We start from the raw sequence: 14,827 nt of genomic DNA on the forward strand, positions 1-14,827 counted from the left end.
GGTTCCGCTTGTCCGGATATTTCGCCCCGGCACCGAGGTGGCCCCGTGCGACGACGCCGCTCCTTCGTCGGTATCAGCTTCGCTTTGCTCTCGCTCCTGCCCAGGGCGGCGCTCTCCTCGCCGACGGTGACCGGCTCCACGCCGGAGCTCGGAACGTGGGATGCGCGCCGCGGCGCGCCGCTCCGCGACGACGGGATCGCCCCGGACAGGGTGGCCGGGGACGGCGTCTTCACGGCGGCGGTCTCGTTCGCGGCGCCGGGAGACGTCGAGTACAAGATCTCGCGAAACGGGGTCGATCTCGCGGACGGCGGCGCCGGGGCGGCCAGCGGCGAGAGCCTGCGTTTCACGCTGGCCGGCGGGACACCGCCCTACGATGTCACCTTTTACTACGACAAGCGCGACCTGACCGCACAAGGGTTCTTGCCGGCGACCGAGTCGGCCTCGGACTCGCGCAGCGCCTCGCTCGACGAAGGCGGCGCACCGCAGGTGTGGGTCGCCGTCGGAGACTGGCAGAGCTCCGTGGGCGACACCGACTGGAACCCGTCCTCTTCCCTCACGGTCGCGCGGGACGACGGCAACCTCGGCGATCGCGTCGCGGGCGATGGGGTGTATACGTACCGCTTCGTGGCCCGGACGGCGCTCTCCGGCGCGTCCTTCAAGTTCGCGGCGCAGGGCCCCTGGAGCACGAGGCTCGGGGCGAACGGCTGGAGCTACGCCCCGCGAGACTCCTCGAACGGCGCGTTCAGCGCGGCGGCGGGGCAGGTCGTCACGCTGGAGCTCGACGCGCTCCACGGCCGGATGCGCGCGCAGGCGTCGAGCCCCGCGAAGCTCCTCCTGACGGAGCTCCTCGTCCACCCGACGGCCGCGGAGTTCGTCGAGATCTACAACCCGGGCAGCGCGCCGGTCGATCTGTCGGACTACTACCTCGCGGACTACCGCTTCTATTACCAGCTCGTCACGCCGGCCCCGACGCTCCCGAATACGAATGATTTCCTCGTGCGCTTCCCGGATGGCGCCGAGATCGGCCCCGGTGAGGTCCAGACCGTGTCGCTCGGAGGCGCCGAGTGCTACCGCACGGGGTGCAACGAGAGCAGGGCGTTCGAGGGCTGGGGCGCGCCCCCCACCTACGAGATCCACAGCGACGGCGCAGAGGGCAAGTCGGCCGCCGCGGTGCCCGACATGCGGCTGCCGATCCCGGGATCGGTGGGAGAGACGCGCGGGCTGACGAACGATCATGAGCTCCTGATCCTCTTTTACTGGGACGGCGTGAGCGATCTCGTGAAGGACGTAGATTACGTCTTTTATGGAGTGACGGGGGCGAACACGCCTGTCAACAAGACGGGTGTATCGATCGACGGGCCGGACCCCGGGGCCGCGCCGAGCGCCTACCTGGACGACGCGGCGGACGACGCCGCGCTGCACGCGCCGCTGTCGACCGCGAACGGGAGCTGCCGGCAGGACTTCACCGAAGGCGCCCAGAGCGCGAGCGGGGGGAACGGGGTGACCGGCGCGAACGAGACCGGCGAGCCGGCGTCGTCGACCTGGGCCGCGTGCGGCGTCCCGACGCCCGGCGCGATCGACTTCGACGGCGACGGCGTGCTCGCGGGCGACAACTGCCCTCATGCGGACAACCCGCGTCAGGAGGATCTCGACGGCGACGGCGCCGGCGACGCCTGCGACCCGGACGACGACGACGACGGCGCGCCGGATGGGTCGGACAACTGCCCTTCCACCGCCAACTCGACCCAGCGCGACACCGACGGCGACGGCGCGGGCGACGCCTGCGACCCGGACGACGACGACGACGAGGTCCTCGACGCCGACGACAACTGCCCTCGGACGCAGAACGCCGATCAGCGGGACTCGGACGGCAACGGCGTCGGCGACGCGTGCGACGCCGACGACGACGGAGACGGCGTGAACAACGACGCGGACAACTGCCCCGAGGCGGAGAACCCCGGCCAGGAGGACTCGGACGGCGACGGGACCGGCGACGCCTGCGACGAGGATTTCGCCGACGCGGACGGCGACGGCGCGCTCGACGGCATGGACAACTGCCCTGTCGTCGAGAATCGGGACCAGGCCGACACCGACGGCGACGGCGTGGGCGACGCGTGCGACAACTGCGAGGCTCGAGAGAACGCCGATCAGGCCGACACCGACGGCGACGGCGCAGGGGACGCGTGCGACGCCGACGACGACAACGACTTCGTGAGGGACGTCCACGACGAGTGCCCGACCGAGGCCGGGCATGCCTCGAACCAGGGTTGCCCAGGGGGGGAGGGCGGCGGCCCGGCGGACTCGAGCGCGACGAGCTCGTCGGGCGAGGCGTCGTCGTCGTCGTGGGGCAGCAGCGGCGGGCTCGGCGGCGGCGGACCCGGCTGTGACTGCCACGCCGCGGGCGGCGCGCCGGCGGGCGGCCCGCTCGCGCCGTGGCTCGCGCTCCTCGGCGGCATGCTGCGGCTCGCGTGCGGCCGGCGGCGCGCGTAAGCGCGGCGCTGCGTCAGCCGTCGAGCCACCGCCGCGCGAGCTCGAGCGTGCGGGCGTTGTCCGGGACGTCCCGGAGGAAGCGCTCGCGCCAGATCGGGTCGCGGAGCTTCTCGGCGCGCGCGAGCAGGGCCGCCCTGGCCGCTGCGATCGCGGCGGCGGCCTCGTCGCGGCGACCGTGCGCCGCGAGCGCCTCGGCGATCGTCAGGCGGACGAGCGACTCGCCCTCTTCGATAGCGCCGAACGACTCCAGCATGTCGCTCGCTTCCGCGGCCGTCTCGACGGCGTCGTCGACGCGGCCCCGCGCGAGCAGCACGCGCGCGAGGACGGCGGAGGCCTGCACGCCGAGCGTCGGCACGGCGGGCGAGAGCGCCGCGGCGGCGCGCGCCTCGCGCTCGGCGGTCTCGAGGTCGCCGGCGGCGAGGGCGACCCTCGCGAGGCAAGTGTGGACGATCATCTCCACGCGCGCGCCGCTCGCCTGCCGGCTCTGCGCGACGCACGCCTCGGCGAGCGCCCGCGCCTCGACCCGCTGACCGCGGCACGCGAGGACGCTCGCGAGGCTCGCCTCCACGATGAGCATCAGATCCTGCAGCTGTAGCCGGTCGGTTTCCTCACGGGCGGCGCGCAGCGTCAGCTCCGCCCGCTCGAAATCGCCGAGCTCCGCGTAGGCATACCCGAGGTTCGCGCGGTTGCTGCAGGCGTTGCGGCGATCGCCCGCCTGCTCGAAGGCGAGCACCGCGGCCTCCAGGCCGCTCGCGCCGGCGCTCAGATCGCCGATGCACATCGCGTGGTAACAGCGCGCCTCCTCGAGGTGCGTGCGCAGCTTCACGTCCTGCGCCTCGTCCTGCGCGTCTGATTGCGAGAGGGCGCGCTCGACGGTCTCGACGAGGGCGAGCCCTTCGGCATAGCGCCCCCCCAGGATCAGCACGGTCGCGCCCTCGACCACGCAGGTGAGCTTGACGCCCTGCGCGCCGTCCGCCGCCGGCGCGTCCACCGCCGTCGTCATCCAGCGCTCGACGTCGTCGAGGCATCCCAGCTTGGACGCGGCGATGGCCACCTGGCCGATGGCCGAGAACCACGCGCTCGATCCGCGATCGAGCTGCTCGACCGCCTCCGTTCCTCGCTCGACGGCGAGGGCGGGCTCGCCGCGCCATCCATGAGCTTCGGCCTGGACGCCGCGGAGCCGGCCCGCGGTGTCCCCGGCCGCGCCGCAGCCGATGCCGCGGTCGGCCCGCGCGATCGCCGTGGCCAGATCGCTGCCGCGGAGCGACTCCTCGGCCGCGCGCAGGTACGCGTCCGCCGCCCGCGCCGGCGCGCCGCCGATCTCGAAGTGCTCCGCCAGCGCCATGGCGTCCGCGACCCCGGCGCGCTCCAGCCAGTCGCCCGCGAGCGCGTGCCCGACCCGGCGATCGCGCTCGGTGAGCATGCCGTAGGCCGCCTCCCGCACGAGGGCGTGGCGGAACCCGTACTCCACCTCGCCGGCGACGCGCCCTTCGTGGCGCCGCACCACGAGCTCCCGCCGCGCGAGCTCGCCGAGCCGCGGCGCCACCGGCGCGCCGCCCACGAGGGCCCTGGCCCCGCCCTCCCAGAATGTCTCGCCGAAGACGCTCGCCGCCCGCAGCACGCGCCGCTCCTCGACGTCCAGCGCCTCCAGCCGCGCCTGCACCATCGCCAGCGCCGTCTCGGGGATGCCCGCGCTCCGGCCCTCGGCCACCGCCCGGATCTGCTCCTCCAGCACGAACGCGTTGCCCTCGGCGCGCGCGAGCAGCTCCTCCACCTGCTCGGCGCCCACGCCGTCGCCGAGCACCTCGCGCACCAGCCGCTCGCTCGCGCGCCGCGGCAGCGGCGCGAGGCGCAGCCGGAGGCCGTTGCGCTCACTCCACAGCGACGGGAAGAGCCCGTCGACCTCCGGGCGCGCGAGCGCCAGCACGAAGAACGGCAGGTCCCTGGCGTGCCGGAGCGCGGCGTCGACCAGGGTCACCGTGGGCAGGTCGCCCCAGTGCAGGTCCTCCAGCACCAGCAGCACCGGCTTCCGCTGGCACTCGGCCCGCACGAAGTCCTCGAACGCCTCGCGCAGGCGGTCGCTCATCAGCATCGGGCTCTGCCGCGCAGCGCGGAGCTGCGCATCGCCGTCGCCGGGGAACGCCGCCCCCACGAGCTCGCCGAGGAACGTCGCCACGCGCGCGCCCTCGTCCCCGAGCCGGTCGAGCCGCTCGACGCGGGCGAGCACCTTGCGCCGCCGCACCTCCAGCGGCTCGCCGTCGCGGATGCCCATGGCGCGGCGGAGCGCCCGCGCGAGCAGGCCGAACGCGGACCCGGCGGCCACCGGGTCGGCCCTGCCGATCCACACCTCGGCGGCCTCGCCCCGCTCCTCGAGGGCGCGGAGGAACTCCCACGCGAGGCGCGACTTGCCGAGGCCAGGAGCGCCCACGACGACCACCGCGTTCGCGGAGGGCTCGTCGACGCAGTGGCGCCACTCGGTCGCGAGCTGCGAGAGCTCGCGCTCGCGCCCCACGCAGGGCGTCGGCTTGCCGAGCAGCCGCGGGATGGTGTCCGGCTCCTCCTTCGGGCCGCGAAGCCAGCTCCCGCCGGGCCCTCGCGATGTCTCGAAGCGGCTCGCGAGCAGGCTGGCCGTCGCGTCGTCGAGCCGGATCTCCAGCGCCGACGGCCCTTCGCGCCCGGCGATGAGCTGCGCGACCCGATCGACCAGCTCGCCGACCGGCAGCTTGCCCTCGACCTCGGTCAACCCCGTCGCGACGGACATGGGCACGGCGCCGAGCACCGCCCGCAAAGCGCGCGCGCAATGAGCCGCCCGCGCGGCGAGATCCGTCGGGGGCTCGGCGCCGGAGAGCGCGACCAGCAGCCAGCGCGATTGCAGGCGATCGAGGCGCCCGCCGTGCCGCGCCGCGATGTCCCGCAGCGCCTCGGCCCGCGCGGCGCCGCCGGCGTCGGTGAGCGTCGAGAGCGTGGCGCCCGCCTCGGCGCCGCCGTCTTCGGCCAGGATGACGCACATCACCTTGCGCTCGGCCGTCGTGATCGCCTCGCCCGGCGCGGCCGGCGCCGCGATCGCGCCCGCTCCGGCGGACGGCCCTGCGCCGGCTACGGCCGCGAGCTCCGCCGCGACGGCGGCGCCGTCGCGCGGCCGCTCCCCCGCCGCCTTCGCCAGCATCCGGGCCACCAGGCCCTCGAGCGGCTCCGGGATGTCGCCGCGCAGCTCCCCGAGCCGCGGCGGCTCTTCCAGGACCACCTTCATCAGGAGCGCGAGCGCGCCGTTGCCAAGGAACGGCGGGCGCCCCGCGAGGCACTGGAACAGCACGCACCCGAGCGCGAACACGTCGGCGCGGGCGTCGACCGGCGACTCGCCGCGCGCCTGCTCGGGGGCCATGTACCCGGGCGTGCCGAGCACCGCGCCGGGCGACGTGAGGGTCTGCGCGAGCCGGAGGTCGCGCGCGATGCCGAAGTCGAGCAGCGTGACGCCCTCGACCGCGCCGCCCACGAGCATCAGATTGCTCGGCTTGAGGTCGCGGTGAACGACGCCGAGCCGGTGCACGGCGCCGAGCGTCGCCGCCACGCGCGCGGCCAGCGCCACGCTCTCGGCGAGCGTGAGCGGCGCGGCGGCGAGCCGCTCCTCCAGCGTCACGCCGTCGAGCCACTCCATGGCCAGGTACGGCCGCCCTGCGCCCGTCACCCCGTGCGCCACGTACTGCACCACGCCGGGCAGCCGGAGCGTCACGAGCGCCTCCGCCTCCCGCGCGAACCGGCGCAGATCGGTCGCGCTCGCGCTCGCGCCCTGCAAGACCTTGAGCGCCACCGCCTGCCCGGACGCCCGGTCGCGCGCGCGGTACACGTCCCCCATCCCGCCCGAGGCCGCGAGGCGCTCGATCTCGAACCGCCCCTCCACCACGTCCGAAGCGCGCATCGGCGCTCCCTATGTACTTCGCGGCCCGCCGGGCTCCTAGCTCCCTCGCTGCCGCTCGAGCCGCTCTCTCATCGAGTTCGGGATCCGCTCGGCCGCCTCGATCGCCCGCGCGAGCGCCGCCTTCCCCTCGGCGTGGCGGCCGCGGCGCGCGCGCGCCCGCGCCCGCGCCTCGATCACCTCGATCTGCTCATGGCCCACGGAGAAGCGGGCGGACCGCCCCTCGAGCTCATCCCACTCCTCGTCGGTGGCGTCGCGCGTCGCCAGGTCGATCATCGACCACAGCACCTCCTCCGCGGGGGCCATCTCCAGGCCCCCGCGCCCCTCGGCGCTCGCCTTCGCTTGCTGTACCCGGATGGTCTCGATGATCTCCCGCGCCTTGTCCTCGTCGCCTCGATAGAGGAGCAGCCTCGCCTGGAGGAGCTGCACCAGCGGACGCGCCTCCTCCCCCCGCTGCTGGCGCTCCAGGTGGGCGGCCCGCTCCACGTGCGGCATCGCCATCTCGAGGTTGCCCACCATGTACAGGTACTCGCCGAGGTTGAACTCCCCCATGAGCTCCATCGCCCCGAGGCCCAGCTCGCGCGAGAGGGCGAGGAGCCGGCACATGTCCAGGATCATGCCCTCGTTGTCGCCGAGGCACGCGCGCAGGAGCGCCCGGTTGTTGATGGCCGGCCCGAGGTGCAGGAGATCGCCGCGCGACTCGCACATCCGGATCGCCCGATCCAGCGCCGCCCCCGCCTCGTCCAGCTTGCCCAGCCCCTGGTAGATGAACCCGAGGACGAGCAGCGACACCACCAGCGTCTCGTAGCCCTCGTCGCCCAGCGCCTCCGCCTGCGCCGCCGCGCGCTCGAACTCGCGCGCCGCCTCTTCCTCCCGGCTCTCCCGATGGAGCGACAGCGCCACCCCCATCGACAGGCGCGCCGAGAGCGCCGGGGGCAGCTCGCCGCTCGCGAGCGCCTTCGCCTGCTCCACCCGCTCCTTCGACTGCCCGAAGTCGTCCATCCAGTCGAGCGTGATGGCCTCGTCGAGCAGGATCTCGATCTGCTCGATCGCCTCCCCCTCCTCGATCGCCATCGCACGCGCGCGATCGAGATCGCCGAGCGCGTCGTGGTAGCGGCCGAGCCGGTAGCGCATCAGCCCCCGGCCCCGGTACGCCGCCCTCCGCCGCGCGCCGCGATCTTCAACCGGCTGCGCCAGCGCGCGGCTGTAGTGGAGCTCCGCCTCGACGTAGGCGTGCCGCGCCCGCGCCCGCTCGGCCAGCTCCAGGTAGGCGTCCTCCGCCACCGCCGAGAGCCCCGCCTCCGCCGCGTGGTAGGCGATCTTGAACCGCCGCTGCTCCCGGCTCTCGTGGGCCGCCTCGCGGTGGTGCTCGTAGGCAGCCAGGTGGATCCGCCGCCGCTCGGCCTCGGCGATCCCCTGCGCGATCGCCTCCCGCATCAGCGCGTGACGGAACCCGAGCCGGCCCTTCCGATCGGCGACCAGCACGCCCGCCTTGAGCAGCCGCTCGGTCCCGACCCGCGCGTCCAGCGGGAAGGCCGCGCCCTCGCCGCGCCGATCGAGGTGGCCCAAGACGCCCGCGATCTCGTCGGGCGACACCTCGGCGCCGAGCAGCGAGACGAGCCGCGCGTGCGCCCCGAGGGCCGGCCCGAGCGCCTCGATCTCCCCCTGCGCCAGCGGATCGAGGAGCGGCAGCGCCGGGAGGCGCTCGAGCTCGTCGGTCGCCAGGTACCACGCGTCGCCCCGCGGATGCCGGCGCAGGATCCCCTCGCGCTTGAGCCCGTGCACGAGCTCCACGAGGAGCAGCGGCACCCGCTGCGCCCGCTCGACCAGGCGATCGATCGCCGGCTCCGGCACGTCCCGCGCCGGCAGGAGCAGGCGCCGGCAGAGCGCCCGCGCGCTGTCGGGGTCGAGGGGGTCGAGCCGCACGACCTCGCGCCGCGCCGCCCGCTCGCCCCAGGAGGGCTGCGCCTCGGCGAAGGCGGGGCGCCCCATCGCGCACACCCAGAGCGGCGTGGCCCCGTCCCCGAGCGCCGCGTACTCGAGCGCCGCCAGCGTCACCTCGTGCGCGAACTGCGCGTCGTCGAGGATGATCACGACCGGCGCGGCCGCGGCGCACCGGCGCAGGCACTCGCCCGCCGCGCGCACGCACGCCGAGCGCAGCGCGCCGGGGACGGCCTTGAGCGCCTCGACGTCCCGGAAGAACTCGCCGCCCGTCCGCTCGTCCACCCATCCGAGCGCCATCGCCAGCCCCGAGCCGAGCTCCTCGCCGAGCGCGGAGCCGAGCCGCTCCGCGAGCGCCGCGCGGACGCCGCTCTCGGGGGGCGCCTCGGGGATGTCGAGCGCCTCGCGCACGAGCTCCTGGAGCGTCGCGTCCGCGACGCCGCTCGTCGGCTCCCGCCCGCGCAGATCGATCAGCCTGGCCTGGGGCAGGCGCTCCCGGAGCTGCTTGCCGAGCTCGACGAAGAGTCGGCTCTTGCCGTAGCCGGGCTCGCCGATGACCGACACGACCGTGGGCTGCCGCAGCCGGAGCGCCTCCTCGGCGCTGTGGACGAGGTGCTCGAGGACGTCGCGGCGGCCGACGAGCCCGCCGGGGCCCGTCGTCTCCCGCGCGTCGTCGCCGGGCTGGGGCTCGCCATCCCCCGCGCGATCGTCCTCCGGCGCGGCGAGGGACGCCTCCGGGAGCGCGGCCGCCGCCGCGGGCGTGAGGAACGGCCCCGGCGGCCCGGAGGCGGCCGGCCACCGCTCGGCGCGCGAGAAGAGGGGGCTCAGGAAGCGCCGAGCCCCGCCGGGGCGGGACTGGACCGACACGGGCGCGAGATCGATGAGCACCCGCTCGCACAGCCCCGCGCGCAGGAGCTCGTCGGCCGCGCGCCTGGCGTGGCGCGCCGGGCTCGCCGCGCCCTCGTGGCCGAAGACCGCCGCGTAGCGAGCGCCGGACGCGTGCGCGAGCTCGCCGCCGAGCGCCCGGACCCTGCGCTGCACGGCCATCCGATCCGCCGCGCCCTCGAAGAACAGGAGCCCCACCGCGCGGCGCTCGGCGCCGGCCAGGGAGCGAGGCCCGCCGTGCTCGCTCGCCGTCAGCTCGTCGCCGAGCGCGCGCTCCAGCGCGGCGCGGAGCTCGGTCGCGCTCGCGAACCGCTCGCCCCGCTCCTTGGCCAGGCACCGGTGCACCACCTCCTCGATCGCCCGCGGCACGGCCGCGCGCGCCGACAGGCGCGGCGGCCTGCGGCTCCGGTGATCCTCCAGCACCACCGCGCGCGGCCCCCAGAACGGAGGCCGGCCCGCGAAGAGCTCGTACAGGATGACGCCCATCGCGTAGATGTCGGCGCGCGCGTCGAGATCCGCGCGCCCGGCGGACTGCTCCGGCGCCATGTACTCCGCGGTCCCCAGGGCGAGATCCTCGTCCTGCGCGCCGTCGCGCCGCCCCACGACGCGGGCGATGCCGAGGTCGATGAGGGTCGCCTTCCCCGAGCGATCGACGAAGATGTTCTCGGGCTTGAGATCGCAGTGCACGTAGCCGCGCGCGTGCACGGCCTCGAGGGCCGCGAGCGTCGCGAGGCCGAGCTGGGCGGCCTCGTCGAGCCGCGGCGCCGGCCGCGCGGCGAGGCGGGCGGCGAGCGTGGGCGCGGCGACGAGATCGAGCACGGCGTACGGGGAGCCGTCGTCCAGCGCGCCGCGCGCGTGCACGGCCGGCACGTGGGGGGGCCCCACGGCGAGGAGCGCCTCGATCTCGCGCCGGAGCCGCGCGGCCGCCCCGCGGCGATCGGCGCGCGCGAGCTTGATCGCCGCCGGCGCGCCGCCGCCCTCGGGCTCGGCCTCGAACACGGTGCCGAAGCCGCCCTGCCCCAGGACCCTGCGCGTCCGGTAGCCCGGAAAGCGCGGCAGCGAGACGGGGACGACCTCCGTGACGTCCGGCGGGCTCGCCTCATCGCGATGCGGCTGGGGCGGGCACTCGGGGCACGCGCCCAGGTTCCGCCGCCCGCACGAGGGGCAGCGCCGATGTTCCGGAGGTGCGCGCTCGGGATCCTGGTTCCGCTGGACCTCGGAGCCCATGCCGCATTTTACGGCGGCAGGAAGGACGTGATCACCACATCCGTGCGCGCCGAGGACGAGATCGCCGGGTTGTCGAGGCATTGGGAGTAGAAGCCGCCGTCGGCGACCACCGCTTCGCACACAGTATCGCACGACCCCGCGAGCGCGATGGGGCCGCACGGCTCCGTGATCGCCGCCCCGGTCGCCGGGTCGACCCCGATGTGACCTGCCGCACAGTCACGCTTCAGCGCCCGCGCGCGCGCGACGCCTGCCGGCGAATGGCAGGCCCGTAGGTAGGGCGTCGAGGTGAACAGGTTGCCCCAGAACGCGCCCTCCCTGACCGAGTAGCTCGAGCGCTCGTTCCACGACGAGCCCATGGATACCTGGCTCGCGCGCAGGGAGATCATCACCGGGACGCCGTAATAGTTCGTGCGCGCGGCGAGGCACGCGGAGATGTAGCGCTGGTAGAAGGGATCCGTGAGCGGACCGTACACCCACCAGTCCGCGATCCCGAGGTAGCCGCTGTACGTCTCCTGGCGGCTCGCCCCGCCGCTGTCGGTCCACGTGAACGAGAACGACTGGTCCGGCCGGAGCGCACAGCTCACGACGTACTGGAGGAGCTGCCTTGACAAGGCGCCCGGAGGTCCTGGATCCCGGATGGCCGCGAGCGCGGCCGAGCTGAGCGCGCTGGGCTTGAGCGCGTTTGAACCGAGCTGGCTCGGAGTGAGCGCACCGGCGAGGAGCGCGTTCCGGTTGATGTAATTGGACAGGGCGCCGTTCCCAGCCACGACGGCGCCCTCCGCCTCGCCGATCGGCTCCTCGAGGTCTTCGTCCGTCTCGTCGTCGATCTCGGCCCCGATGCAGGCGGTAGTAACCAGAGGTATTGCGAGCAGCGCAACAGTCCGTGTCCAGCAAAGGAACATCTTGTTCCCCCTTTCAGCGACGGGTCCCGGCCGGCGTTTCAGTGTCGAGGTGCGGCCAAGTTTAAGTTACCATTTAGAAACGCTCCTGAGTATACCGGTTCATCGAAGATCATCCTCGAAGGGGACAGCAGCGCGCGCCGCGGCCCGTGACGCGCCGCACGGTGGGGCAAAATGGCGAAAGAGGACGAGACCAGGCCGTTTTCCGAGGTCGAGCGGGCCAGCGCGCGCGGCGAGCTCCCGGCGGGGACCCCGGCCGGCGAATACATCCTCGAAGGATTCATCGCGCGCGGCGGCTGCGGGGTCGTTTATGCAGCGAGGCACGCCCGTTCAGGGAGGCCCGCCGCGGTCAAGGTGCTGAGCGAGGCGGTAGCCCACTCGCGCCGCGTGGTCGAGCGATTCGCCCGCGAGGTCGAGGCTTTACGCCTGATCTCCCACCCCAACATCGTAGAAATTTACGAAGTAGGTGAGCTGAACAACTACCAGCCGTTCTACGTGATGGAGCGCCTGGAGGGGCAGACGCTCGATGCGCTGATCCGGGCCGAAACCCGGCTCGCGCCGCGGGAGGCGCTCGATCTGTTCGAGCCCATCTGCGCGGCGCTCGGGGCCGCGCACGCCGCCGGCATCATTCACCGCGACGTGAAGGCCAGCAACATCTTCATCTGCTCCGGCAAACCACGGACCGTGAAGCTGCTCGACTTCGGCATCGCGAAATTGATGGGACCCGAGGAGGGCTCGACCTGGCTGACCACCGCCGGAAGAATGCCCGGGACGCCATCGATCATGGCGCCCGAGCAGATCCTGGGCGGCCCCATCGATGCGCGGGTGGATGTTTATGCGCTCGGAGTGCTTCTCCATCGCATGCTGGTCGGAAGATTACCATTCCACACACATGACATGGATGAGATGGTGCGGAAGCACCTCGAGGAGCCGCCGATGCCCCCGAGCTTGCGGGTGCCGCTTCCTCTCGAGCTCGACGCGGTGGTGCTGCGCTGCATGGAGAAGCGGCGGGAGCGGCGGTTCGGCTCGGTCGAGGAGCTGGTGCGGGCGCTCCGGGAGGCGATCGGCGAGCCCGCGTCGGGGACGAGGGGCGGGCCCGATCCGACGCAGCCGGCCGTGGGCGTGTACCTGGAGGTGAGGACGCGCGGCGGCTCCGACGATCTCGACGACGCGCTCGCGGCCGACATCGGGCAGGTGCTCGACACGGCCGAGTCGCAGCTGGAGCGCGCGGGGTTCATCCTGGCCTCGACGACCGGCAACGAGGTGCTCGGCGTGCGCCTCTTGCCCGCCGGGGCGGACGCGGAGCGCGACGAGCGGCGCGCGGCGCTCCGGGTCGCGGCGGCGCTGCACGAGGCGGTGGTCCGCCGCGCGGGAGCGGACGCGCGCGTGCACGTCAACGTGAGCGTCCACGCGGACGACGTTCAGGTGCGCCCGGCGGCGCAGCCCGAGATCCTGGGGGGCGCGCTGATGTGCGCGGGCGAGTGGGCGCCGGCCGGCGAGGAGCCGGGGGTCTTCGCGACGCCGAGCGCGACCGCGGGCCTCCTCGGCGAGGAGCTGCGCCCGCTCCGCGGCGCGTGACCCATCGCGAGCGCGGCCCGTGATCCATCGCGGGCGCCGCCCGCGATCCGCGCGCGGAGAGCCCGCGGGCAGAGCGCCGGGGCCGAGCGCGATCCCGGCGAGCGCCCGCGCTTCCGGGCGCGTCAGCGGAGCGCGTGGGTGCGGGTCATCCGGTTCGCGAACGTCGACAGCGTGTAGGTGCCGATGCCGACGATCACCTCGAGGGCCTGCTCGGCGGTGAAGCCCGCGCCGAGGAAGGCGTCGAGATCGGCGTCCGAGACCTGGCCGCGCTCGCGCAGCGTCGCCTGGGTGAACGCCGCGAGCGCCTGGAGGCGCGCGTCGGGCGCCGGCCTCCGCTCGAACAGCGCCGCGGCGACCTCGGGGGACGCGCCCGCGCGGAGGAGCAGCCCGCGGTGCATCACGCGGCAGAGGTCGCAGCCGTTCTCGCCGGCGACGACCATCACCACGACCTCGCGCTCCACCGGCGCGAGCGTGGCCCCCTCGAAGACCGACAGGAGCTCGTCGAAGGCGCGCACGAGGAGCGGCGAGGTCGCGAAGCGGGCGGAGGGCAGCGGGAGGAAGCCGAACTTCCGCGAGGTCCGCTCCAGCGCGGGGCGGGCCGCCGCGGGCGCCGTGTCGAGCGTGTGCGCGGGGAAGTGAGGGGAAGCAGCGGCTTGGCCAGGGGAAGCAGCGGTCTGGGTCATGCGGGTGTCTCCTGAATTGGTTGTCAATGCAATCAATTGGGGATGAAGAGGCCGGCGCGGGGGGCGGGGCCGCGCTCAGCCCTCGGGCTCGAGGTTCGCGAGGATGCGCTGCAGCGTGCGCCGGGTCGTGACGAGATCCTCCTCCGGGATGCCGGCGCGCAGCTCGTCCACGAGGGCCTTGGCCTCGCTCGACAGCGCCTTGCGCAGCGTCCGCCCGCGCGCGGTGAGATAGACGAGGCGGGCGCGCCGGTCCGTCGGATCGCGCCTCCGCTCGACCAGCCTGTCGCGCTCCATGAGCGCGAGGATCCGGCTCATCGTGGGCACGTCCCGGAAGGTGCGCTCGGCCAGGTGCGTCTGCGTGACGCCCTCCTGCTCCCACAGGCGGACGAGCACCATCCATTGCTCCGGCGTGATCTCGACGCCGTGCGCGCGGAAGCGCCGGTACATCGCGGCGCGGGAGGCGAGGTACACCCGCGCCATCCAGTAGCCGAGGGCGTTGTCGAGGATGATCCCCCCTTCGGCCGTGAACTGGTCGCGCATGATGGGCCGAGCGTAGCGCAGAAGAATTAGTTGTCAATGCAATCAATTGCGTGGCGCGCCGCGCGGACCTCGCCGGCGCGGTGGCCACGAGGCCGCCGGCGGTCACGGGGGCGCAGGCGGCGAGCAGCGCGGGGCCTGCCTCGGCGTGGCCGGCGGGGCAGAGGAGCAGCGTCGAGAGGACGGGCGCGCCGCAGGACCGCACGCCGAGCTGCGGGACGTCGCCGTGCTCCGTCGAGCGCCGCCGGGCGGCTCCTCGGCGTCCATCCACTGCCGGCGAGCGCCGCCGGGCGGCTCCTCGGCGCCAACCCACTGCCGGCGAGCGCCGCCCGACGGCGCTCGGATGTAAGCCTTCTTGCTTTCGATCGCCGCCCGACGGCGCTCGGCGCAAACTAACTCTCGGCGATCGCCGCCCGGAGGCGCTTCGGCGTAAGACATCTTCCTCGAGATCGCCACCGACCACCGATCGGCGCCCGTGGACAGCCTCGCACCCCCTGGCAGGCGGCAAAACAAGGAAGATGGCTTACCTCTGCGGGGTGGAGAACGGCAGTTCGAGCGGGTAGCCCGGGTACGTGGCCTCGATCTCTTCTGCGACCACCGCCGATATCTCGTCGGGCTCGCTCCTATCGTGGACTCCATAGTAGGGTCCGAGGGGGCTTAGTCGAAGCTGAGCG

General features: G+C 74.1%; 7 protein-coding genes. 2 read left to right on the top strand and 5 right to left on the bottom strand.

The genetic code is table 11. From position 1 onward, the window contains the following. Window positions 1-45: 45 nt before the first annotated feature. Window positions 46-2,490: a thrombospondin type 3 repeat-containing protein gene (locus tag WME83_RS33400; protein ID WP_437313758.1), complete on the top strand. Its 2,445-nt coding sequence runs from the start codon at window positions 46-48 to the stop codon at window positions 2,488-2,490. Between the two features lie 13 nt (window positions 2,491-2,503). On the opposite strand, the gene WME83_RS33405 is transcribed toward WME83_RS33400, so the two are convergent. The 3 genes from WME83_RS33405 to WME83_RS33415 are packed head-to-tail and all read right to left on the bottom strand — an operon-like array spanning window position 2,504 to window position 11,223. Then, entirely contained in the window at window positions 2,504-6,406 is a 3,903-nt protein-coding gene (locus WME83_RS33405) for a serine/threonine-protein kinase (RefSeq protein WP_437313759.1), read from the bottom strand. A gap of 36 nt (window positions 6,407-6,442) precedes the next feature. Further along, window positions 6,443-10,456 carry a protein kinase domain-containing protein gene (locus tag WME83_RS33410; protein ID WP_437313760.1) on the bottom strand — a complete coding sequence of 1,338 codons (4,014 nt, stop codon included), beginning with the start codon at window positions 10,454-10,456 and terminating at the stop codon, window positions 6,443-6,445. 8 nt (window positions 10,457-10,464) lie between these two features. After that, window positions 10,465-11,223: a hypothetical protein gene (locus tag WME83_RS33415; protein ID WP_437313761.1), complete on the bottom strand. Its 759-nt coding sequence runs from the start codon at window positions 11,221-11,223 to the stop codon at window positions 10,465-10,467. Window positions 11,224-11,529: 306 nt separating this feature from the next. On the opposite strand from WME83_RS33415, the gene WME83_RS33420 reads away from it, so the two are divergent. Beyond that, window positions 11,530-12,933: a serine/threonine-protein kinase gene (locus WME83_RS33420; protein WP_437313762.1), complete on the top strand. Its 1,404-nt coding sequence runs from the start codon at window positions 11,530-11,532 to the stop codon at window positions 12,931-12,933. A 122-nt stretch (window positions 12,934-13,055) separates the two neighbouring features. Here the strand turns inward: WME83_RS33420 and WME83_RS33425 are convergent, their stop codons facing one another. Next, window positions 13,056-13,616, bottom strand: coding sequence for a carboxymuconolactone decarboxylase family protein (locus tag WME83_RS33425; RefSeq protein WP_437313763.1), 561 nt, complete (start codon window positions 13,614-13,616; stop codon window positions 13,056-13,058). Between the two features lie 75 nt (window positions 13,617-13,691). Beyond that, window positions 13,692-14,156, bottom strand: coding sequence for a MarR family winged helix-turn-helix transcriptional regulator (locus WME83_RS33430; protein ID WP_437313764.1), 465 nt, complete (start codon window positions 14,154-14,156; stop codon window positions 13,692-13,694). Window positions 14,157-14,827: the final 671 nt, after the last annotated feature.

The sequence above is a fragment of the Sorangium sp. So ce385 genome, assembly GCF_051474135.1.
Lineage (GTDB): Bacteria > Myxococcota_A > Polyangia > Polyangiales > Polyangiaceae > Sorangium > Sorangium cellulosum_D.